We start from the raw sequence: 21602 nt of genomic DNA on the forward strand, positions 1-21602 counted from the left end.
TTCAGGCCAAGGCTTTATCAAGGGCGCGTTCGATCTCGCCCTTGATGGTGCCACCCATCATCGACAGCATCATGCCGAGCTTGAGCTCCACCCGGATGCTGTCCTCGCCGATGTGCACACTGCCGTTGGCACCGCTGCGCGCTACGTCGACCCGATCACCGTTCCAGGTGGCCTTGAGGTCGTATTCGCGGCTGAGCTTGTCCACCAACGCTTCGGCCTTGGCGCGGGCGGCCTCGCGGCCGAGTGAGTGTTTGCGTTCGACGCTGATCTGGGTCATGCGGGCGTTCCTGGGCATATAGACATAATCGGCATTATGCCCGCCCCTGTTCCAAGGCACACCCCGCCAAGACAAATCCGCCGGTTCACCCTAGAATGGCGGTAATTTTTTCCGGTGAAGCGATATGAACGACCAGCGCAAAGGCGAACACGCCGAACCCACCACCCATTTTGGCTACCAGGACGTCCCTGAAAGCCAGAAGGCCAAGAAGGTCGCCGAAGTTTTCCACTCCGTGGCCGCCAAGTACGACTTGATGAACGACGTGCTCTCCGGCGGCATGCACCGCCTGTGGAAGCGGTTCACCATCGAGCTGTCGGGCGTGCGCGCCGGCAACCGGGTGCTCGACATCGCCGGCGGCACCGGTGACCTGGCCGCCAAGTTCTCCCGCCTGGTCGGCCCGACCGGCCAAGTGGTGCTTGCCGACATCAACGAGTCCATGCTCAAGGTCGGCCGTGACCGCCTGCTTGACCGTGGTGTGGCTGCCAACATCGAGTTCGTCCAGGCCGATGCCGAGAAGCTGCCCTTCCCCGACAACCACTTCGACTGCGTGACCATCGCCTTCGGCCTGCGCAACGTCACCCACAAGGACGCAGCCATTCGTTCGATGCTGCGTGTGCTCAAGCCCGGCGGGCGCCTGTTGATCCTGGAGTTCTCCAAACCCACCAACAAGCTGATGTCCAAGGCTTACGATGCCTACTCGTTCGCCTTCATGCCGTTGGCCGGCAAGCTGATCACCAATGATGCCGACAGCTACCGCTACCTCGCCGAGTCGATCCGCATGCACCCCGACCAGGAAACCCTCAAGAGCATGATGGTCGAGGCCGGTTTCGACCGCGTCACCTACCACAACATGACCAGCGGTATCGTGGCCGTGCACCGGGGAATCAAACCCTGATGCTGCTGGCCGGGCTGCTCGCCAGCATCGAACATGGCCTGAACCGGGTCCTGCGCATGGACAGCACGGCCCTGCCGCGGCTGGCCGCGCTGGAAGGCAAGGTCATCGAAATCGACTGCCGCCAACCGGCCATGCAGGTGTTCATCCTGCCCGATGAACAAGGCCTGATGCTCGCCGCCCACTGGGAGGGTGAGGTCCATTGCAGCCTGCGCGCTCCGGCTGGCAGCCTGGTGCAACTGGCGGTGGCCAAGGACAAGACTGCCGTGCTGCACAGCCCTCAGGTCGAACTGCATGGCGACAGCGCCGTGCTGCTCGACCTTTTCGGGGTGCTGCAGGACCTGGAACTGGACTGGGAGCACGAGCTGCAGCGCTGGCTCGGCCCGGTAGCCACCGCGATGCTGGCCGGCCACATACGCTTGCGTGCACGCTGGACCCGCCAGGGCCTGGCACGTTTCAGCCAGAACCTGGCCGAATACCTGGCCGAGGAATCACGCACCCTGGTAGGGCAGCGTGAAGCCGAAGCCGCCTTCAGCGAGCTCGACACCCTCAAGCTCGACATCGAACGTCTCGAGGCGCGCCTGCAGCGCCTCTCCCGATCCCTTGATACCAGCGGTAACGCATGAAGCTGCTCGCCGTCCGACGTCTCTTTCGCATCCAGCGCGTGGTAATCCGCTACCGCCTCGATGACCTGTTGTTCGACCAGCCCCAACTGCCCTGGTGGCTGGCCAGCCTGCGCCTGCTGATGCCTTGGCGCTGGCTGCCACGCAAGGCTTCCGAGCTCAGCCGTGGTGCCCGCCTGCGCCTGGCGCTGCAGGACCTGGGGCCAATCTTCATCAAGTTCGGCCAGTTGCTGTCGACGCGCCGCGACCTGCTGCCGAGCGACATCGCCGATGAGTTGATGTTGCTGCAGGACCGGGTGCCGCCGTTCGACCCCAAGCAGTCGGTGGCGCTGATCGAGGCACAACTGGGCGCCCCCGTGGCGCAGCTGTTCAGCCGTTTCGACGTCGAACCGCTGGCCTCTGCTTCGGTCGCCCAGGTGCACGCCGCACGCCTGAAAAGCGGTGAAGAAGTGGTGGTCAAAGTGGTGCGCCCGGGGTTGAAGCCGGTAATCGCCCAAGACCTGGCCTGGCTATTCCTGATCGCCAAGGCCGCTGAACGTGCCTCGGCCGATGCCCGCCGCCTGCACCCGGTGGAAATCGTCGGCGACTACGAGAAAACCATCTACGACGAACTCGACCTGCTGCGCGAGGCGGCCAACGCCAGCCAGCTGCGGCGCAACTTCGAGGGGTCCGAGTTGATGTACGTGCCCCAGGTGTACTGGGACCTGTGCCGCCCCAAGGTGCTGGTGATGGAGCGCATCTATGGCGTGCCGGTGACCGACATGGTGACCCTGGCCGATCAGCGCACCGACATGAAGATGCTGGCCGAGCGCGGTGTGGAGGTGTTCTTCACTCAGGTATTCCGCGACAGTTTCTTCCACGCCGACATGCACCCAGGCAACATCTTCGTGAGTACTGTGAAACCCTGGAGCCCGCAGTACATCGCCATCGACTGCGGCATCGTCGGCAGCCTGACCGCCGAGGACCAGGACTACCTGGCGCGCAACCTGATCGCTTTCTTCAAGCGTGATTACCGCCGTGTTGCCGAGCTGCACATCGACTCGGGCTGGGTGCCGGCGCACACCAAGGTCAACGAGTTCGAAGCGGCGATCCGCACTGTGTGCGAGCCTATCTTCGAAAAGCCGTTGAAGGACATCTCCTTCGGCCAGGTGTTGATGCGCTTGTTCCAGACTGCACGGCGCTTCAACATGGAGGTGCAGCCGCAGCTGGTGCTGTTGCAGAAAACCCTGCTCAACATCGAAGGCCTGGGCCGCCAGCTGTATCCCGAGCTGGACCTGTGGAGCACTGCCAAGCCGTTCCTGGAGCGCTGGATGCGCGAGCGCATGAGCCCAAAGGCGGTGCTTGGCAACCTGTACAGCCAGGCCGAACAGCTACCGCACCTGGCGGGCATGACCCGCGACCTGCTCGAGCGCCTGTCGCAGCCTCATCTACAAGACCCGCAACTGCCAGAACGTCGCCGCCTGGGCGACCGATGGGCATTGCGCCTGCTTGGCGCCGGTTTGCTCGGTGGCGGTGCGGTACTAGCCACCGGCGCCGCCGAGGCCGCCAGCCTGGCCGCTCCAGCTGCCTGGCCAGCCTGGCTGATGCTGGCCGCCGGCCTTTACCTGATCGTGCGCCAATAGCCAGCCGCGCTGCTGGCTGGCACACTAGCGCAAAGGGCCCGGCACAGGAGCGGGCCCGTTTTGGAGTCGACGATGAAAGACTGGCTGGACGAGATCAAGTGGAACAGCGATGGCCTGGTACCGGCGATCGCCCAGGACCACAAGACCGGACGCGTGCTGATGATGGCCTGGATGAACCGCGAATCACTGGCCCTGACCGCCGCCGAACAACGCGCCATCTACTGGTCGCGTTCCCGTGGCAAGCTGTGGCGCAAGGGCGAAGAGTCCGGCCACGTGCAGAAGCTGCATGAAATGCGCCTGGACTGCGATGCCGACGTGATCATCCTGATGGTCGAGCAGTTAGGCCACATCGCTTGCCATACTGGCCGCGAAAGCTGCTTTTACCGCGTCTTCGAAGACGGCCAGTGGAAAACCGTCGACCCGGTTCTGAAAGACCCGGATGCCATCTATAGCGCAGGACACTGACATGAGCGACACCCTGAACCGCCTGGCCCAAGTGCTCGAAGCGCGCAAACTTGCAGCGCCCGACAGCTCGTACGTGGCCAGCCTGTACCACAAGGGCCTGAACAAGATCCTCGAAAAGCTTGGCGAAGAATCGGTCGAGACCATCATCGCGGCCAAAGACGCCGCCGTGAGCCAGGATTACAGTGATGTCATCTATGAAACCGCAGACCTGTGGTTCCATAGCCTGGTCATGCTCAGTGCGCTGGGCCAGCACCCACAAGCGGTGCTTGATGAACTGGAGCGCCGTTTCGGGCTTTCCGGGCACGATGAAAAAGCCGCGCGCCAACCTTCGGCCTGAGCACATTGCATTCTAGGAGAGCACCATGGGTATTTTTGACTGGAAACACTGGATCGTTCTGCTGATCGTCGTAGTCCTGGTCTTCGGCACCAAGAAGCTGAAGAACTTCGGCAGCGACCTTGGTGAGTCGATCAAGGGCTTTCGCAAAGCCATGAACGAAGAAGAAACCAAGCCGGCCGAGCAGACCCCACCGCCCGCCCAGCCAGTGCCGCCAGTGCCGCCGGTGCAGAACACCGCGCAGCAGCCCCAAGGCCACACCATCGAGGGCCAGGCCCAGCCGGTCCAAGAGCCACAGCGGAAAGACTGACCCATGTTCGGCATCAGTTTCAGCGAGCTGCTGCTCGTCGGCCTCGTCGCCTTGTTGGTGCTCGGCCCCGAGCGCCTGCCGGGCGCTGCGCGTACAGCGGGCCTGTGGATAGGCCGGCTGAAACGCAGCTTCAATACGATCAAGATGGAAGTGGAGCGCGAAATTGGTGCCGACGACATTCGCCGCCAATTGCACAACGAGCACATCCTGCGGATGGAAGAGGAAGCCAAGCGCATCCTCAACCCGCAAAGCCCGCCCGCGCCGTCGCCCACCGCCACCCCGCCCGCTGCTGCGCCTGCGGTAACGCCGGCAGTGCCGACAGCTGCGCCTGAATCGCCCGATCAGCCTCAACCGCCGCGAGCCCCATGAGCGAAAATCCGGAACACGACCAGCCCATGCCGCTGGTTTCGCACCTGACCGAACTGCGTACCCGCCTGCTTCGCTGTGTGGCGGTCATCTTCCTGATCTTCGCGGGGCTGTTCTCCTTTGCCCAGCAGATCTACACCCTGGTGTCGGCACCCCTGCGCGAGCATTTGCCGGCCAACGCCACGATGATCGCCACCGACGTGGCTTCGCCGTTCCTGACGCCGTTCAAACTGACCATGATCGTCTCGCTGTTCCTGGCGATCCCGTTCATTCTCCAGCAGATCTGGGGCTTTATCGCGCCAGGGCTGTACCGCCATGAAAAGCGCATCGCCATTCCATTGCTGGTGTCCAGCATCCTGCTGTTCTACGCAGGCATGGCGTTCGCCTATTTCCTAGTGTTCCCATTGATGTTCAAGTTCTTCGCCGCCGCCACTCCTGCGGGCGTCGCGATGATGACCGACATCGCCAACTACCTCGACTTCGTGATGACGCTGTTCTTCGCCTTCGGCGTAGCGTTCGAAATTCCGGTGGCTGTGGTACTGCTGGTGTGGATCGGCGTGGTTGACGTGAAGTATCTGAAGAAGATCCGCCCTTACGTGATCATCGGCTGCTTCGTGGTCGGCATGATCCTCACCCCGCCCGACATCTTCTCGCAGACCCTGCTTGCGGTGCCAATGTGGCTGCTGTTCGAGATCGGCGTGCTATGCGGCAGCCTGATCCGCAAACGCAGCGAAGCCGAAGACAACGCCACCAACGACCCTAACGACCAGCCGCCAGCGACCCAGCCGTGAACCTGTTACTCCTCGAAGAGGCCGACTTCGTCGCGGCCGACCGCGTCGTTCTGGCTGATCGGCGCTTCACCCATATGCAAGACATCCACCGTGTCGCCGTAGGCGACACACTTCGCGTCGGGCGCATCGATGGGTTGATGGGCACGGCGATGGTGCTGCGCCTGGAACGGCACGAAGCCGAGCTGCAAGTCGCTTTCGATCGACAACCACCGGCCAAGTTGCCATTGACCCTGGTGTTGGCCGTACCACGGCCCAAGATGCTTCGCCGGTTGTTCCAGACCGTCGCCACCCTGGGCGTGCCGCGTTTGATCCTGGTCAACAGCTACAAGGTCGAGAAGAGCTTCTGGCAAACCCCTTTCCTCAGCCCCGAAAGCATTCGTGAAAACCTGATCCTTGGGTTGGAACAGGCCCGCGACACGGTACTGCCCCAGGTCATCATCGAAAAGCGCTTCAAACCGTTCGTCGAAGATCGCCTGCCGGCCATCGCCCAAGGCACACTCGGGCTGGTCGGCCACCCTGGCCCCTACCCCGCCTGCCCGCGCGCCGTCGAGGGGCCTGTGACCCTGGCGATTGGGCCGGAGGGAGGTTGGATTCCGTATGAAGTGGACTTGCTCGGCAACGCGGGCCTGGCCCCCGTGCAACTGGGTGAGCGCATCTTGCGTGTGGAAACCGCTGTAACAGCCTTGCTCTCGAGGATCTTCTGACGAGCGGGTCAGCTTTGAGCTGTAAAGTTTCCCCAGCGCAAGCCGATGGTGTGGGCAATACCACAAAAATACTGCCACGCTGCCGGGGAGTCGAACATGTACCAATGGTTTTCCCAATCGCTGGGAAATATAAGCGTCAATCGCAAGCTGGGGCTGGGCTTTGGCCTGGTGTTGCTGCTGACCTTGGCCATCACCTTCACCGGCTGGCAAGGGCTGGACAGCGTCACCGCAAGGGGTGACAAGCTGGGCAACATTTCGGTGATTCACCAATACACCCAGGATCTGCGCATCGCTCGCCAGCACTACCAGCGCGACCGCAACGAGGCGGCCATCGGTGAGATGGAAAAAGCACTGGGTATCCTCGAGCGTCAGGTCGACATGATGCTCGGGCAAATCGAGCAACCCATCGACCAGCAGCGGCTCAAGCAACAGCAGGCCGCCGTTGCCCAGTATCAGCAAGCCTTCACCGACCTCAAGCAAGCCGGCCAACGCCGCGAAGCTGCTCGCGCGGTGCTGGGTGACAGCGCCGACAAGGCGGCCGGGCTGATCGACCGGGTCGAGCAGCGCCTGCTGCAGGGCGGCGACATCGGCCAGTATCGCCAAGCCGTGGAGGTCAGTGCGCTGGTGCAGCAGGCACGCTTCCAAGTGCGTGGCTACACCTACAGCGGCAACGCCGAATATCAGCAGACTGCGCTCAAGGCCATCGACCAGGCACTGAGCGAGCTCAAAGCTCTGCCTGCCAGGTTGCCTGCCGAATACGCCGCCAGCCTGGACGATTCGGCCACTGCCCTGGCCGCCTACCGCGATGCGGTGACCCAGTTCGGCGATGCTCAAGGTGCCAGCGAGCAGGCCCTGGAGCGCATGACTGAGCAAGGCTCGGTCCTGCTGAAGAACAGTGAAGCCATGACCCTCTCGCAGACCGAGGTCCGCGATGCCGGTACGCACAAAGCCAAAATCATGCTCGGCGGCGCCAGCGCCCTGGCCATCGTCCTGGGCCTGCTGGCCGCCTGGGCGATCACTCGGCAGATCATCGTCCCCCTGCGCCAGACCCTCGCTGCTGCGGAGCGCGTGGCCAATGGCGACCTGCGCCAGGACCTGGACACCACTCGCCGCGACGAACTCGGCCAGTTGCAGGCCAGCATGCAACGCATGACCCAAGGCCTGCGCGAACTGATCGGCGGCATCGGCGATGGCGTGACACAGATCGCCAGCGCTGCCGAAGAGCTGTCGGCGGTCACCGAACAGACCAGCGCCGGGGTCAGCAATCAGAAGGTCGAAACCGACCAGGTCGCCACTGCGATGAACGAAATGGCTGCCACCGTGCACGAAGTAGCTCGCAATGCCGAGCAGGCCTCCGAAGCCGCTGCCATGGCCGATCAGCAGGCGCGAGAAGGCGACCGGGTGGTCAGCGAAGCAGTGGCACAGATCGAGCGCCTGGCCGGCGAAGTGGTCAACTCCAGCGAGGCGATGAACCAGCTCAAGGCCGAGAGCGACAAAATCGGCAGCGTGCTGGATGTGATCAAGTCGGTGGCCCAACAAACCAACCTGCTAGCGCTCAACGCGGCCATCGAAGCGGCCCGTGCCGGTGAAGCCGGGCGTGGCTTTGCGGTAGTGGCCGACGAGGTGCGCAGCCTCGCCCAGCGCACCCAGCAGTCCACCGAGGAGATCGAAGAGCTGATCGCCGGGCTGCAAAGCGGCACCCAGCGCGTCGCCAGCGTGATGGACGCCAGCCGCCAGTTGACCGACAGCAGCGTCGAGCTGACCCGTCGTGCCGGTAGTTCGCTGGAAACCATCACCCACACGGTGTCGTCGATCCAGGCCATGAACCAGCAGATTGCCACGGCAGCCGAGCAGCAGAGCGCTACAGCCGAAGAAATCAACCGTAGCGTCATGAACGTGCGTGATATCTCGGACCAGACTTCGGCAGCCAGCGAGGAAACCGCCAGCTCGAGCGTGGAACTGGCACGGTTGGGCACCCATTTGCAGGGGCTGGTCGGGCGATTCCGGCTCTAACGCCTCACAAAGTGAGCTGAATTTTCCTACAGCACTTTCAGGTCAAGTCCTACGGGCTCTCCGCCGATGGGCAGGGATAGGATGCCAGCATTCCGCCAGCACCCTACCCCCTCATCTGGACGGAGATCTGCCATGTTCGGCTACCTCAATTACAGGCTCGGCAACATCAGTGTCGGCGCCAAGCTCGCCCTGGGCTTCGCCGTGGTCCTGGCACTCACCCTGGCGACCACGATCAGCGGCTGGCGCGCGCTGGACGGCGCCATCACCCGCTCGGAACAACTGAGCGAAATTGGCCGCATCAACGACTTGGTCAAAGACCTGCGCGCCGAGCGCATTACCTACAGAGTGCTCGCCGACGACACCAGCAAAGCCAAGATCGCTGGCATTCTTCAGCAACTGGAAGCCACGGTGACCACTTTGCAGCAACGCAGCAAGGTCGATGAGTCACGCGAGTTGCTGACCCATAAGCTGCCGTTGCTGCAGCAACTTCGCGAAAGTTTCACCGCACTGCAGCGCAACGTCGATGAGCGCCACGCGCTTCGCACGGCCATGCAGGCCCAGGAAGAAAAACTCAACGACGCCATCGATGCTCTGCAAACCCAGGCCCTGTTGAAGATGCCGGCAGACAGCCAAGGCAACCTGCTTGGCCTGATGGATAGCCTGAGCCAGCAGGTGGACACCGCCAACCAGCAGAGTCTGGTGCCCGCCTACACCTTCTCGCCGCTTGAAGACTTCGCCACGGTCGGTGACAGCGCATTGAACATCGCCGACACCAGCCTCGCTCAGCTCGTCACCGGCCTGGCGCCCCTCGGGCTGCCACGTACGCTGACCGAACAGCCGGGCATCGAGCTGAAAAAATACCGAACCAGTCTGGCCCAGTATCGCGTCACGGCCCTTAAGGTCGAACAGCTGCAAAATGAAATGGAAAAGATGGGCGACGAGGTCCGGGGGATCAGCCTTTCGCTGAGCGAGCGTAAAGTGGAGCAGCGTGACAGGGAAGCATTGGCTGCTCGCTCGCTGCTCACCAGCGTGGCGTTGTTGGCCCTGGTCGTAGGCGTCGTCGCCGGCTGGCTGATCACCCAGCAGATCACCCAGCCGCTGCGCCAGACGCTGACGCTGGCCGCGCGAATCGCCAAAGGCGATCTAAGCACGCTGGAGCCTGTGCGGCGCCGCGACGAGATGGGGCAATTGCAGGCCAGCATGCGCGAAATGACCGTGAGCCTGCGTGAGCTGATCGGCGGTATCGACCATGGCGTTGGCCACCTGTCCCAGGCGGCGTCGCAGCTGGCCGCCAGCAGCGAGGACACCAAGCTGCGCATCAACCAGCAGCGCGAAGAAACCGACCAAGTGGCCACCGCCATGAACCAGATGAGCGCAACGGTGCAAGAAGTGGCGCAAAACGCTGAACACGCCTCGTTCGCGGCCACCAATGCAGACCAGCAGGCGCAATTGGGCGATCAGGTGGTGGCTCAAGCCATTAGCCGGATCGAGCAGTTGGCACGGCAGATGGATGCGTGCCTGAACGCCATGCAGCATCTGGCCGGCGAGAGCCAGCGCATCGGCAGCATCCTGGTGGTGATCAAGTCAGTGTCGGAACAGACCAACCTGCTGGCACTCAACGCAGCCATCGAAGCTGCCAGGGCCGGCGAAGCGGGCCGTGGTTTTGCCGTGGTGGCCGACGAGGTGCGCGGGCTGGCGCAGCGTACCCAGCAATCCACCGAAGAAATCGAACAACTGATCCACAGCCTGCACAGCGGCACCGACGAGGTCACCCGCCTGCTCGATGACAGCAAACAGCTGACCGAGCAGAGCGTGGAGCTCAGCCGCAGAGCTGGGCAGGCGCTGGCGCAGATCACCGATACCGTGTCGAGCATTCAGGGGATGAACCAACAGATTGCCACGGCCAGCGAGCAGCAAAGCGTCGTGGCCGAACAGATCAACCGTAGCGTGATCAGCGTGAGGGATGCCTCGGACCAGACCAGTGCGGCCAGTGAGCAGACGGCAGCCTCCAGTGGTGAGCTGGAGCAGCTGGGGCAGCAGTTGCGGGGGATGGTGGGGCGATTCAACCTTTGAGATACAGCCGCCCACATCGCGGGTGGACCCGCCCCCACAAGGGCAGCACATTCTTGGAGATGCGCGCTAACTTGTGGGAGCCGGTTTACCCGCCAAAGGGCCCCGAATTACAGCACCTGGCGCAGGAAAGCCTGCGCCCGGGGGTCTTGGGGCGAGGCAAAGAACGCCGCCGGGGCCGAATCTTCAAGCAGCTTGCCGTGATCGAAGAACAGCACCCGGTCGGCCACTTCACGGGCAAAGCCCATCTCGTGGGTGACGCAGACCATGGTCATGCCTTCCTGGGCCAAGGTTTTCATCACGTCCAGCACCTCACCCACCATCTCCGGGTCAAGCGCCGAAGTCGGCTCGTCGAACAACATCACCTTCGGGTCCATCGCCAGCGCGCGGGCAATCGCCACCCGCTGCTGCTGGCCACCGGAGAGGCGCGAGGGATACTCGTTGGCTTTCTGCGCGATGCCAACCTTATCCAGCAATGCCCGGGCCTTGGCTTCACGCTCGGCCTTGTTGCGCTTGCGTACCACCTTCTGCGCCAGGCACAGATTCTCAAGCACAGTCATGTGCGGGAACAGGTTGAAATGCTGGAACACCATGCCGACTTCGCGGCGGTAGGCATTGATGTCGGTCTTAGGGTCTGCCAGTTGCAGACCGTCGATGGCCACATGGCCTTCATCGAAATGCTCCAGGCCATTGAGGCAACGCAGGAAGGTCGACTTGCCCGAGCCCGATGGGCCAAGCACGACCACGACTTCGCCCTTGGCAACTTGCGTGGTGACGTTATCCACAGCCCGCACTACCTGGCCACGGGTGTCGAAGACTTTCAACAGGTCACGGACTTCAATCACTTTGCGCAAGCCTCCGCTCGAGCCGGCTGGCGATGTGCGACAGCGGCAGGTTGATCAGCAGGTACAGGCCTGCCACGCAGAACCAGATCTCGAAAGTCGAGAACGATGTGGTGATCGCCTCCCTGCCGCTCTTGGTCAGTTCGGTGATAGCGATCACCGATACCAGCGAGGTGTCTTTGACCAGGCTGATGAACTGGCCCGCCAGTGGTGGCAGCACGCGCTTGAACGCCTGCGGCAGGATCACGTGGCGCATCGACTGGCCTGCGTTCAAGCCCAGCGAGCGTGCAGCCTCATTCTGCCCTTTGGCGATCGACTGCACGCCGGCGCGAACGATTTCTGCAACATAGGCGCCGGTGAACAACGCCAAGGCTGCCACCCCCGCGAATTCCCGGGACAGGTTGAGCACGGTGCCGATGAAGAAGTAGAAAATGAAAATCTGCACCAGCAGTGGAGTACCCCGCACCAACTCGACATAAACCGTCGACAGGTCACGCAGGGTTGGATTGTTCGACAGACGGCACAAGCCGGCGAACAGGCCGATCAGCAAGCCAAAAGCGCCGGACACCACCGAAAGCCACAATGTTGTCCACAGGCCCCAGGCCAGCGGGCCCGCCGCCCAGTGACGGATAACGCCGATCTGGTCGCCTTCGGCGACATCGTCGCCACGGCTCAGTAACAGGCTGTCCTTGGCCACGTCGAGCACTTGCTCGTCACCGTTCTCGTCCTTGAGCGTGACACGTGCGGTGTCACCGGAAACGACGATTTCCTGCACGCTGCCGTTGCCGCCGGCCCGCTGAACTTCTTCTGCCTTGTAGGCGAAATACTGCGGCACGCGGTTCCAGCGCCACTCGTAGGAAATCATCGAGGTCGCCATGTACAGGCTGAACGCCAGGCCCAACAGGAGCAGGGCGGTCAACCCGTGCCAGGGCCACTGGGCTTTCTTGTGTTTGATCACGTGGGGTACTTCCGTAAATGCGAACGCGCAGGGTTTACCTGCGCGTCGGGGGCAAAAGCTAGGCTTGTGGCCTGAGCCTTATTCCATTTCCTTCAGCCAGTCCTTGTTCTTGAACCACTTGTCGTGAATACGATCGTAGGTCCCGTCATGCTTGATCTGGTGCAGGAAGTTGTTGATGAAGTTGATGCTGTCGTAGTCGCCTTTCTTCAGGCCGAAGGCCAGTGGCTCGTACGTGAAGGGCTCGTCGAGGAACTGCAGCTTGCCAGCGCCGACCTTCTCGATCGCCACCACGTTGTAGGGTGCGTCGTAGACGAAAGCGTCAGCCTTGCCGTTGACCACGTCCATCACCGCTTCCTGCTCGTTGTCGTAGCCGTGGTACTTGGCCTTGCCGATCAGCTTCTTGGACACCATTTCGCCGGTCGTGCCCAGCTTGGAAGTCAGGCGGTACTTCTCGTTGTTCAAGTCTTTGTATGACTTGATCTCGCCAGCCAGCTCCTTGCGGATCAGCAGGGTCTGGCCAACCACGATGAAGGGCTCGCTGAAGTTCAGGCGCAGGTTGCGTTCCTGGGTGAGGGTCATGCCGCTGCCAATGATGTCGAACTTGTCGGTCAGCAGCGCCGGGATGATGCCGTCATAGGCCGTGGAAACCGCCTCGAACTTCACGCCCATGGACTTGGCCATGGCTTTGAGGATATCGACCTCGAAGCCGATGATATCGCCGCGTTTGTTGGTCATCTGGAACGGCATGTAGGTTGGGTCCATGCCCACCCGCAAGGTGCCGCGCTTGACTGCATCGTCGATAGCGCCGGCCTGGGCTGCCGTTACGGCGACCAGGGCGGTGACACCGACCAACAGTCGCGAAAGGTATTGCTTGATCATCACCAAGTCCCCTAACAAGTAAAGAAGCGAATCTTATTGTCTTGGCACGGCCGTACTGGCCGATGCGCATTATCGGAGACGGATGCTAACGCATGGCGGGCCTGGGACCTAGAGCCGGCGGGGACTTTGTTGGCCAAAATCGGCCTGGGTGGTGAAAAGCTTCGCGGGTGAACCTACTCCCACAAGTACCGCGCCGACCGTGAGGCGGCGCAGTGACCGTGGGGCAGGTTCACCCGCGAATAGGCTCCGTCAGGCGCCGGCCAGGGTCGGCTGGCCCTCTTGCTCCGGATGCAGTGGCAGCAGCGGTGAATGCGGGTCGTTGTTGATCGAAGCACGCCACACATCGATCCACGCCGCATTGTGCTGCGCCCACACCTGTTCGTGCAGGCGGCTCAAGGCTACCGGGTCGCTGAGCAGCGCCAGGCGGGTATTGAGGTCCAGTGCCTTGGGCCCCACTTCCAGCGCCTTGGCCACGCGCTCGGCGCGCAGCGCCTCGATCGGCGCGGCATGGCCGTGGCGGGCGGTAGCCATGGCACAGGCCAGGGCATTCTGCCGCGGGTCAACCACTGCGCGCACGAAGCCGTCATGCAGCGCATGCCAGCGGTTTTCGTGGGTGTAGCGGTCGGTCGCCAACAGCTCCTGGGGAGTTGCGTACTCCTCTGGAATGAGGAACAACTTCTCGTCCTTGGCTGCAAGGCCCAGGCGGGTGCGACTGGAGATCACCGACACCGGGATCGACAGCACCAGCGAACCGACGATCGGCGCCAGCCACCACAGGAAGCTTGGGTTAAGCCACGCCACCAGCCCAGCCCAGGCGATACCCAGAAGGGTCTGCGGGCCATGGCGACGCACCGCTTCGCTCCACGGTGTGGAGTCATCGTCACGCTGCGGCGAATTCCACGTCGCAGCCCAGCCAAGGAACGCGGCCAGCACGAAGCGGGTGTGGAAGATCATCCGAACCGGCGCCAGCAGCATGGAGAACAACATCTCCATCAGCATCGACAGGGTGACCTTGATGCGCCCGCCAAACTCGACCGCGCCCTTGGCCCAGATCAGGATCACACTCAATAGCTTGGGCAAGAACAGCAGCACGATGGTGGTGGAGAACAGCGCCACGGCCTTCTCCGGGTGCCACTGCGGCCACAGCGGGTAAAGCTGGTACGGCTCGATGAAGTATTGCGGCTCCATCAGCGTATTGGTCGCCAGCAGCGCAGTGGACAGTACCAGGAACAAGAACCACAACGGCGCCGACAGGTACGACATGACCCCAGTGAGGAACACCGCACGGTGCACCGGGTGCATGCCTTTGACCAGGAACAGGCGGAAGTTCATCAGGTTACCGTGGCACCAGCGGCGGTCGCGCTTGAGCTCGTCGAGCAGGTTGGGCGGCAGTTCTTCGTAACTGCCCGGCAGGTCATAGGCGATCCACACACCCCAGCCGGCACGGCGCATCAACGCTGCTTCGACGAAGTCGTGGGACAGAATGGCCCCGGCGAACGCCCCCTTGCCAGGCAACGGCGCCAGCGCGCAGTGCTCGATGAACGGCTTCATGCGGATGATCGCGTTGTGGCCCCAGTAGTGCGACTCACCCAGCTGCCAGAAGTGCAGGCCGGCAGTGAAAAGCGGGCCGTACACACGGGTGGCGAACTGCTGCATGCGCGCATAGAGAGTGTCCATGCCCGAAGCTTTCGGCCCGGTCTGGATGATGCCCGCATCCGGGTTAGCCTCCATCAGGCGCACCAGGCTGCTCAGGCATTCACCGCTCATGACGCTGTCGGCGTCCAACACCACCATGTACTTGTACTCGCCACCCCAGCGACGGCAGAAGTCGTCGAGGTTACCGCTCTTGCGCTTCACACGGCGGCGGCGGCGGCGATAGAAGATGCGGCCAAAGCCCTTGGTTTCGCGGCACACGTCCAGCCAGGCCTGTTGCTCGGCCACGGCAATGTCGGTGTCGTTGGTGTCGCTGAGCACGAAGAAATCGAAGCGATCGAGGTTGCCGCTGGCAGCCACCGATTCGAAAGTCGCCCGCAACCCTGCGAACACCCGCGGCACGTCTTCGTTGCAGATTGGCATCACCAGCGCGGTACGCGCTTCGGGAGCAATGGGCTCGTTGCCTGCACTGCTGCCGGAGATCTTGTACTTGTCGCGCCCGGTGAGCAGCTCGAGAAAGCCCATCAGCGCGGTCCAGAAACCTGCAGAAACCCAGCAGAAGAGGATACCGAACAGCACCAGAATGGACGTTTGCAGGGCATACGGCCAAACCTGCACCACGGTGTCCCACAGCGGCTGATTGACGATTTCGTCCAGGTCGACGAACGACCAGCCCTGATATGGCAGGATGCCCTTCATATAGAAGCCGGCAACGATGGTCTGGCCAATCATGAGGGTCAGCAGGATGTAGCGGCGGATCGAACCGACCGTGCGCCAGCGCGCTGCCGGCAGCTCGCGCTTGGGGGGCTGCGGGGCATTGGGGCGGCCGGTCATGCGCCGCCACATGCGGATCAACAGGTTGGTACGCCATGGCTCAGGCACGACCTTGGTGCGCTTGATCGGCGGGGCGATCTTCAGGCACAGCCGGCCGCTGCCGTCGACGCCGAGCATTTCTGCGTCTTCAAGTTCGGCGGCGCTGCCCACGGTCAGGCGCGGGCCAACCGAGGCCTGCACGGCCTCGGTGCCGTTGGCGGCCGGGGTGGCCGCCAGGCGTTGATGCAGCTCGCTGAACGAGGTGCAGCTGGCGAGTTCCGCACGCTGCTCATCGCTCAGAGGGAGGTGGGCCAGGTATTCGCCAAGCGATTCCGGCCTTGCGCTTGAGTTACTCATCGGCAGGCAACTGATAGCTCCAGGTCTCGGTCAGCACTTTCTCGGTGGTGGCCGGGGTCCCGTTGGTGGATGCCGCATCGGCGGCAGGTTGTTCAGCCTTGGCTGGCTCCGCCTTGGCAGCCTTCTCGTGCTTGCCGTGCTTGGCCACAGCCTTCTCCGTTTTGGTTTCAGCAGCAGGCGTGGCTGCTTCGACCGGCACGTCGCGTACCAAGGCAGCGCGCATTTCCGTGGACTTGTTGGCTTCTTTGACCTTCAAACGCAGGGTCAGGCGCCAGCCTTTGGTCTCCGGGTTGTAGCGCAGGTTGTTCTCTACCACCTCGGCGTTGTCACCGACGCTGATCTGGCTGCGCACCGGGGCGTCTTCTGGCAGGGCAGCAAGGGCCGGGCCAGCAAAGTCGACCAGGAAGGCGACGCTGCCGTCTGGCTGGCGGATCAGGTTGGACTGCTTGACGTCACCGGTCGAGCGCAGGGTCTGCTTGACCCAGCCCAGCTCAGGGGCCTGGAACTGCGGCTCGTCGAGCGTCCAGTGCAGGCGGTAGGCGTACTCGAACGGCTTGCCTGGTTCAGGCAACTTCTCCGGGCTCCAGAAAGCAACGATGTTGTCGTTGGTCTCGTCGGCTGTCGGGATTTCGACCAGGTCGACGGTACCTTTGCCCCAATCGCCCTTCGGCTCGATCCAGGCGCTTGGGCGCTTCTGGTAGTTGTCGTCGAGGTCTTCGTAGGCGCTGAAGGCGCGCTGACGCTGCATCAGGCCGAAACCACGCGGGTTCTCGACGCTGAAATTGCTCACGGCCAGGTGTTTCGGGTTGTTCAGCGGGCGCCAGATCCACTCGCCATTGCCGGCATGGATCGACAGGCCTTCGGAGTCGTGCAGCGCAGGGCGGTAATTCAGCACCTTGGACGGCTGGTTGGGGCCGAACAGGTACATGCTGGTCAGCGGCGCGACACCCAGGCGGCTGACCTGGTCACGCAGGAACACCCGCGACTGTACGTCGACCACGGTATCGGTGCCTGGGCGCAGAATCAGTTTGTAGGCCCCAGTGGAGCGCGGCGAGTCCAGCAGCGCGTAGATCACCAGGTGCTTGTCGGCCGGTTTGGGCTTTTCCACCCAGAATTCGGTGAAGCGCGGGAACTCTTCGCCCGACGGCAGCGCGGTGTCGATTGCCAGGCCACGGGCCGACAGGCCATACACCTGGCCCTTGCCGACCACGCGGAAGTAACTGGCCCCCAGCAGGGTCATGATCTCGTCCTGCTTGTCGGCCTTGTTGATCGGGTACAGCACCCGGAAGCCGGCGTAGCCGAGGTTCTTCACGGTGTCGGGGTCGTGCGGCACGTCACCGAACTCGAAGCGGCTGGAGTCGTACTTGATTTCCTCGACCTTGGTCGCGGTGATCTCGTTGATCTTCACCGGCGTGTCGAAATGCATGCCCTGGTGATAGAACGACAGCTTGAATGGAGTCTTGTCGTTGGCCCACTCGGCTTTTTCGCGCAGGAAGTGGATTTTCTGGTAATCCGCAAACTTCATGTCGCGGAACACGGCAGGTAAATTGCTTTTCGGTGCTTCGTATTTCTGGCCGGCCAGATCCTTTGCCTTGGCTGCAACATCGTCAAGATTGAATGCCCACAGCTGGCCCGCGCTCATCAGGCCGACCAGTGCCACACTGGCCATCAGGGCCTTGCGCAACCCAGTGCCGGGGATTCTTGATGCTTTATGGGGACTAACAATCACGAGCAACCCTCGCCGAAAACAGATCATGAAACCAACGGCCAGCGACAAATGCCGGGTTGGCGAGCACTGTTCGGACCCCATCAGGGCCTAATGATTCCCCAAACAGGTCCAGACAACGCTCGAGTCAGAGTGAAACGAACCTGCGAACGCAGGCTCACGCAGCGCGCGATTATCCAGCAGGTCGCGTTACAACGCATCAGGCTGGATCAACTATTTATCGTACGAAACCCCTTGTTTTCTTCCAAACAAGGGGTTTTTCGACCTCATATTTGTAACAAGAATGTCACAGGGCCATCATTGACCAGGTGCACCTGCATGTCTGCACCAAAACGCCCACTGGCCACATTGGCATGCTGGTCGCGGGCCTTGCTCAAAAGATAGTCGAACAATTGCGCTCCGAGCGCCGGTGGCGCCGCAGTTGAAAAGCTGGGGCGCATGCCGCTGCGGGTATCGGCCGCCAAGGTGAACTGCGATACCAGCAGCAAACCGCCCCCGACATCCTTGAGCGACAGGTTCATCTTGCCCTGCTCGTCACTGAATACCCGGTAGTTGAGCAGCTTGTGCAACAGCTTATCGGCATGTTCGCGGGTATCTTCAGGCTCTACGGCGACCAGAACCAGCAAGCCCTGGTCGATGGCGCCGACGATTTCCCCGCCCACCTCCACCCTGGCGCCACGCACGCGCTGCAGCAAGCCCCTCATGCTTCTTCCAGGGGCAGGTCGAGCAGGCGGCGGGCCATTTGGTCGGCGGCACGCACCAAAGCATCGGTGATACCCGGCTCGGAGGCGGCGTGACCTGCGTCGCGAATCACCTTCAATTCACTGTTCGGCCAGGCCTGATGCAGCGCCCAGGCGTTGTCCAGCGGACAGATGACGTCATAGCGGCCGTGCACGATCACCGCCGGTAGGTGAGCGATCTTGGGCATGTCACGAATCAGCTGATCCGGCTCCAGGAAGGCATTGTTCATGAAGTAGTGGCATTCGATGCGGGCGATCGACAACGCACGCTGCGGCTCGGAAAAACGATCCACCACCAGCGGGTTGGGCCGCAGCGTTGCGGTGCGCCCCTCCCATGTGGACCAGGCTTTGGCTGCATGCATCTGGGCAATCTGGTCATTGCCAGTCAAACGCTTGTGGAAGGCCTTGACCAGGTCGCCACGTTCTTCTGCCGGAATCGGCGCGATGTAGTCCTGCCAGTAGTCAGGGAACAGGCGGCTGGCGCCGGCCTGGTAGAACCATTCGATTTCCTGCGGGCGGCACAGAAAGATGCCGCGCAGGATCAGGCCATGCACGCGCTCGGGATGGGTCTGAGCATAGGCCAGGGCCAGGGTCGAGCCCCACGAACCGCCGAACAGCACCCATTTGTCGATCCCAAGGTGCTGGCGAATGCGCTCAAGGTCCTCGACCAGGTGCCAGGTGGTGTTGTTTTCAAGGCTCGCATGCGGGGTGGAGCGCCCACAGCCGCGTTGATCGAAGGTGATGATGCGATACAGGTTAGGGTCGAAGTAGCAGCGGCTCTGGGCATCGCACCCGGCACCGGGGCCACCGTGGATGAACACCACCGGCAGACCTTCGGGCGAGCCGCTTTCGTCGACATACAACACATGCGGCGCTTCCACGGCCAGATCGTGCCGGGCGTAGGGTTTGATCTGCGGGTACAGGGTCTGCATTGCGCACTCCGTGTGAGGATTGGTTCAGCCGTGGGCCATCATAAACCTGAATTGCACTTTGAGCATGCGTCAGAGCAGGTTCTTCGCATTCCGATTTTACGGGGAACGAAGCGCCATGGTCAGCCGCAGTGCAACGCACATATCTACCACTCACTCATCTGGCTGGGCAGGCAACGTCCTTTGCTTTGATCACGCACTGGAGCTCGCATGCCAACCCCACCGAACGTGCATTACACCACCCTTGCAAACACCATCCCTGCGTGGCTCAAACGCAGCCCGCCTGCATTGCACCGTCAACTGCGAAACTGGCAGCAGGCGCCTGCCTGGCTGGCCGATGCAATCGCGCGCCAGCCCGATGTCGCCAGAGCCTGGGCCGAAGAACATGCTCGCCACCGCGAGCACCAGGCCGATGTGCAAAAACTGTTCGCCCACCTGCCTGACCTGCAAAGCTACGCTCGAGCCGCACTGAGCGACGCCCTCAACGCAAGGTTCGAGCCTGCGCAGCCCATCGATGTCGACCACACCTACCTGATCGATGCGCGCCTGATCGACACAAGCAATGCCATCGACGGCCGTCAGGCAGTGAATCGGGCAACTCGCTCGCTGCTGCAATGCGCCATGCACAACTTCGACGCCCAGGCTGCAGGCGAGCATGGCATGGACGCCCCCAAAGCGCTGCTGAAAAGGTCGGTCATCGTCGACCACCGCAGGTTCATGGGCACCGTACCCATCACCAACGCTCTGGACATAAGCGCCGAAGCCTTTGCTGAGCTTTGCCGCAACCTGGACATCGGTGGCGGTTACCACGCACTGGTGCATGCCATCTACTACCCTGCTGCCACTGCCGAGCGCAGCGCCGACGAAGTCGCGCTCGAGGTCTATCAGACCTTGGGCAAGGCCGAAGTCTCGGCGTGGCGCCAATCGCTGCACTTCGCCCGGCTCAAAGGCGATATTGACCAAGGCTTCTACGACGCAGCACTTGCAACGCCAGTGGATCAGGCCCCGGCTGCAGATGCGCCACTCACCTTCAGCACCCTTAGCCTATGGGAGGCCGAACTGACCGGCGTCATTCTGATCACCTGGCAAGGCAACGGGCAACTGACTCACGCCCTCTATGTGGCCCAGGATGAACAGACCCCGCTCAAGGCATTCCCCTCTATCGGCGCACTGGAAAACGAGCTGAGCGACCGGCTTCGGGCCAACATCGCCTATCTGGACGCGCATATCCCCGACCGGGACAAAGCCGCTGTGCAAAGCCGCCTGGCCGATCGCCTGACCCCCATTCAATGGAGCAGCCGGGGCCTGCTCGAGCGCCTGCCGGACACCCAGGCCAGCCTGAACCCGGTCATGCGCCCCTTCACCCACGCGTTCCAGGGCATGATGGCGCTGCAGAAGGTAGAGCGCCACGAACGAGACGCGCTGTACCATGCCATCCCCACCGAAATCGTCGACCGCCGCAGCGCCCAGATGCACCGCGAGCTGATTTTCGGGCGGGCATTGACCGGCTTGAATATTGCCGGTTTCTTCGTGCCCGGCCTTGGTCAGTTGATGCTGGCAGTGTGCGTGACCCAATTGGCCTTCGAGGTGTATGACGGCATCGAGGCCTGGCACAACGACGAACGCGACACCGCGTTCAATTACTTGGTCGACGTGATCGAAAACGTCGCACTCATGGCCGCCGTCGCTGCGGCGCACAAGGCGTTGAAAGGCGCGAAGGGCGAGCCTAGTGAAGACCCGTACCCTGAGCGCCTCGCAGTGGAAACACCGTCGTTCATCGAAGAACTGCAAGACGTTGAGATGCCCGACGGCCGGATACGCCTGTGGAAATCCGACCTGCGGCCTTATCACAGCGACCAACCGCTACCGGCAGGCCTCGAAACGGACGAACGTGGCCTGCGTATGCACCAGGGCAAACAGTGGCTGGTGATCGAAGGCCAGCAATACCAGGTAGAGCGAACGCCCGCCACGGACCAATACCGTCTGCGGCACCCCACGGCACCTCATCGCTACTCACCGCTGCTGGCCCACAACGGCAGCGGTGCCTGGCTGCTGCCCGGTGACCAACCACGGCACTGGGCAGGCAGCAGGTTGCTGCGCCGCCTTGGCCATTTGAGTGCGCATTTCGATGAAACGACACTGCAACGCATCCTCGATATCAGCGCCACCGAGCAAAGCACCTTACGCCGGGTGCTCGCGCAGAATCTAAGGCTGCCGGCGTTGCTCGAAGACACGCTG

At 62.4% G+C, this 21602-nt stretch carries 20 protein-coding genes; 12 read left to right on the forward strand and 8 right to left on the reverse strand.

From position 1 onward, the window contains the following. Nucleotide 1: 1 nt before the first annotated feature. Complete coding sequence (locus tag J5M56_RS13690) at nt 2–277, reverse strand: polyhydroxyalkanoic acid system family protein (RefSeq protein WP_079229996.1); 276 nt, start codon at nt 275–277, stop codon at nt 2–4. A 124-nt stretch (nt 278–401) separates the two neighbouring features. Between J5M56_RS13690 and ubiE the strand changes: the two genes are divergently transcribed. The 11 genes from ubiE (at nt 402) to J5M56_RS13745 (ending at nt 10470) form a co-directional block, all read left to right on the forward strand. Beyond that, nucleotides 402–1172 (forward strand): bifunctional demethylmenaquinone methyltransferase/2-methoxy-6-polyprenyl-1,4-benzoquinol methylase UbiE, encoded by a 771-nt coding sequence (ubiE, locus tag J5M56_RS13695; protein ID WP_060478185.1) that lies wholly within the window; start codon nt 402–404, stop codon nt 1170–1172. Beyond that, the gene (locus tag J5M56_RS13700) at nt 1172–1795 is read left to right on the forward strand and encodes an SCP2 sterol-binding domain-containing protein (protein WP_207937130.1); all 624 of its coding nucleotides are present in this window, start codon (nt 1172–1174) and stop codon (nt 1793–1795) included. The genes ubiE and J5M56_RS13700 overlap by 1 nt, the downstream gene beginning before the upstream one ends. Continuing rightward, nucleotides 1792–3414 (forward strand): ubiquinone biosynthesis regulatory protein kinase UbiB, encoded by a 1623-nt coding sequence (gene ubiB, locus J5M56_RS13705; protein WP_060478187.1) that lies wholly within the window; start codon nt 1792–1794, stop codon nt 3412–3414. The genes J5M56_RS13700 and ubiB overlap by 4 nt, the downstream gene beginning before the upstream one ends. 72 nt (nt 3415–3486) lie before the next feature. Then, a complete protein-coding gene (hisI, locus tag J5M56_RS13710) occupies nt 3487–3879 on the forward strand; it encodes a phosphoribosyl-AMP cyclohydrolase (RefSeq protein WP_027592414.1) in 393 nt (130 codons plus the stop codon). A 1-nt stretch (nt 3880) separates the two neighbouring features. Next, entirely contained in the window at nt 3881–4216 is a 336-nt protein-coding gene (locus J5M56_RS13715; protein ID WP_186476311.1) for a phosphoribosyl-ATP diphosphatase, read from the forward strand. A 25-nt stretch (nt 4217–4241) separates the two neighbouring features. Beyond that, the gene (locus J5M56_RS13720) at nt 4242–4523 is read left to right on the forward strand and encodes a twin-arginine translocase TatA/TatE family subunit (RefSeq protein ID WP_060478189.1); all 282 of its coding nucleotides are present in this window, start codon (nt 4242–4244) and stop codon (nt 4521–4523) included. A gap of 3 nt (nt 4524–4526) precedes the next feature. Then, nucleotides 4527–4892, forward strand: a complete 366-nt coding sequence (gene tatB / locus J5M56_RS13725) for a Sec-independent protein translocase protein TatB (RefSeq protein WP_186476310.1) — start codon at nt 4527–4529, stop codon at nt 4890–4892. Then, the gene (tatC, locus tag J5M56_RS13730) at nt 4889–5680 is read left to right on the forward strand and encodes a twin-arginine translocase subunit TatC (protein ID WP_186476309.1); all 792 of its coding nucleotides are present in this window, start codon (nt 4889–4891) and stop codon (nt 5678–5680) included. The genes tatB and tatC overlap by 4 nt, the downstream gene beginning before the upstream one ends. Continuing rightward, nucleotides 5677–6384, forward strand: a complete 708-nt coding sequence (locus J5M56_RS13735) for a 16S rRNA (uracil(1498)-N(3))-methyltransferase (RefSeq protein WP_207937131.1) — start codon at nt 5677–5679, stop codon at nt 6382–6384. Before tatC ends, J5M56_RS13735 begins: the two co-directional genes overlap by 4 nt. A gap of 96 nt (nt 6385–6480) precedes the next feature. After that, complete coding sequence (locus J5M56_RS13740) at nt 6481–8397, forward strand: methyl-accepting chemotaxis protein (RefSeq protein ID WP_207937132.1); 1917 nt, start codon at nt 6481–6483, stop codon at nt 8395–8397. A gap of 132 nt (nt 8398–8529) precedes the next feature. Beyond that, nucleotides 8530–10470 (forward strand): methyl-accepting chemotaxis protein, encoded by a 1941-nt coding sequence (locus tag J5M56_RS13745; protein ID WP_207937133.1) that lies wholly within the window; start codon nt 8530–8532, stop codon nt 10468–10470. Nucleotides 10471–10577: 107 nt separating this feature from the next. Here the strand turns inward: J5M56_RS13745 and J5M56_RS13750 are convergent, their stop codons facing one another. The 7 genes from J5M56_RS13750 to pip all read right to left on the reverse strand — a co-directional run bounded on the left by J5M56_RS13750 (nt 10578) and on the right by pip (nt 19367). Further along, on the reverse strand, nt 10578–11312 hold the full coding sequence (locus J5M56_RS13750; protein ID WP_060478199.1) for an amino acid ABC transporter ATP-binding protein: 735 nt from the start codon (nt 11310–11312) through the stop codon (nt 10578–10580). Further along, entirely contained in the window at nt 11305–12267 is a 963-nt protein-coding gene (locus J5M56_RS13755; RefSeq protein WP_207937134.1) for an amino acid ABC transporter permease, read from the reverse strand. Before J5M56_RS13755 ends, J5M56_RS13750 begins: the two co-directional genes overlap by 8 nt. 78 nt (nt 12268–12345) lie before the next feature. Next, complete coding sequence (locus J5M56_RS13760) at nt 12346–13143, reverse strand: transporter substrate-binding domain-containing protein (protein ID WP_060479948.1); 798 nt, start codon at nt 13141–13143, stop codon at nt 12346–12348. Between the two features lie 252 nt (nt 13144–13395). Then, nucleotides 13396–15969, reverse strand: a complete 2574-nt coding sequence (mdoH, locus tag J5M56_RS13765; protein WP_060479932.1) for a glucans biosynthesis glucosyltransferase MdoH — start codon at nt 15967–15969, stop codon at nt 13396–13398. Beyond that, complete coding sequence (locus J5M56_RS13770) at nt 15962–17698, reverse strand: glucan biosynthesis protein G (RefSeq protein ID WP_207937135.1); 1737 nt, start codon at nt 17696–17698, stop codon at nt 15962–15964. The genes mdoH and J5M56_RS13770 overlap by 8 nt, the downstream gene beginning before the upstream one ends. A gap of 263 nt (nt 17699–17961) precedes the next feature. Beyond that, complete coding sequence (gene dtd, locus J5M56_RS13775; RefSeq protein ID WP_207937136.1) at nt 17962–18399, reverse strand: D-aminoacyl-tRNA deacylase; 438 nt, start codon at nt 18397–18399, stop codon at nt 17962–17964. Further along, a complete protein-coding gene (pip, locus tag J5M56_RS13780; RefSeq protein WP_060479934.1) occupies nt 18396–19367 on the reverse strand; it encodes a prolyl aminopeptidase in 972 nt (323 codons plus the stop codon). The genes dtd and pip overlap by 4 nt, the downstream gene beginning before the upstream one ends. Nucleotides 19368–19574: 207 nt before the next feature. Here pip and J5M56_RS13785 point away from each other — a divergent pair. Further along, on the forward strand, nt 19575–21602 hold a 2028-nt coding region (locus tag J5M56_RS13785; RefSeq protein WP_347709427.1), incomplete at its 3' end, for a DUF6543 domain-containing protein.

Source organism: Pseudomonas sp. 51_B (assembly GCF_017491595.1).
Classification (GTDB): Bacteria; Pseudomonadota; Gammaproteobacteria; order Pseudomonadales; family Pseudomonadaceae; genus Aquipseudomonas; species Aquipseudomonas promysalinigenes.

What these genes read in the sequence shown, in the direction of transcription:
- ubiE (WP_060478185.1), top strand. Translation starts at nt 402, where the DNA reads ATGAACGACCAGCGCAAAGGCGAACACGCCGAACCCACCACCCATTTT.
- J5M56_RS13720 (WP_060478189.1), top strand. Translation starts at nt 4,242, where the DNA reads ATGGGTATTTTTGACTGGAAACACTGGATCGTTCTGCTGATCGTCGTA.
- J5M56_RS13690 (WP_079229996.1), bottom strand. Translation starts at nt 277, where the DNA reads ATGACCCAGATCAGCGTCGAACGCAAACACTCACTCGGCCGCGAGGCC.
- J5M56_RS13745 (WP_207937133.1), top strand. Translation starts at nt 8,530, where the DNA reads ATGTTCGGCTACCTCAATTACAGGCTCGGCAACATCAGTGTCGGCGCC.
- mdoH (WP_060479932.1), bottom strand. Translation starts at nt 15,969, where the DNA reads ATGAGTAACTCAAGCGCAAGGCCGGAATCGCTTGGCGAATACCTGGCC.
- J5M56_RS13715 (WP_186476311.1), top strand. Translation starts at nt 3,881, where the DNA reads ATGAGCGACACCCTGAACCGCCTGGCCCAAGTGCTCGAAGCGCGCAAA.
- tatC (WP_186476309.1), top strand. Translation starts at nt 4,889, where the DNA reads ATGAGCGAAAATCCGGAACACGACCAGCCCATGCCGCTGGTTTCGCAC.
- tatB (WP_186476310.1), top strand. Translation starts at nt 4,527, where the DNA reads ATGTTCGGCATCAGTTTCAGCGAGCTGCTGCTCGTCGGCCTCGTCGCC.
- J5M56_RS13700 (WP_207937130.1), top strand. Translation starts at nt 1,172, where the DNA reads ATGCTGCTGGCCGGGCTGCTCGCCAGCATCGAACATGGCCTGAACCGG.
- pip (WP_060479934.1), bottom strand. Translation starts at nt 19,367, where the DNA reads ATGCAGACCCTGTACCCGCAGATCAAACCCTACGCCCGGCACGATCTG.
- ubiB (WP_060478187.1), top strand. Translation starts at nt 1,792, where the DNA reads ATGAAGCTGCTCGCCGTCCGACGTCTCTTTCGCATCCAGCGCGTGGTA.
- hisI (WP_027592414.1), top strand. Translation starts at nt 3,487, where the DNA reads ATGAAAGACTGGCTGGACGAGATCAAGTGGAACAGCGATGGCCTGGTA.
- J5M56_RS13740 (WP_207937132.1), top strand. Translation starts at nt 6,481, where the DNA reads ATGTACCAATGGTTTTCCCAATCGCTGGGAAATATAAGCGTCAATCGC.
- dtd (WP_207937136.1), bottom strand. Translation starts at nt 18,399, where the DNA reads ATGAGGGGCTTGCTGCAGCGCGTGCGTGGCGCCAGGGTGGAGGTGGGC.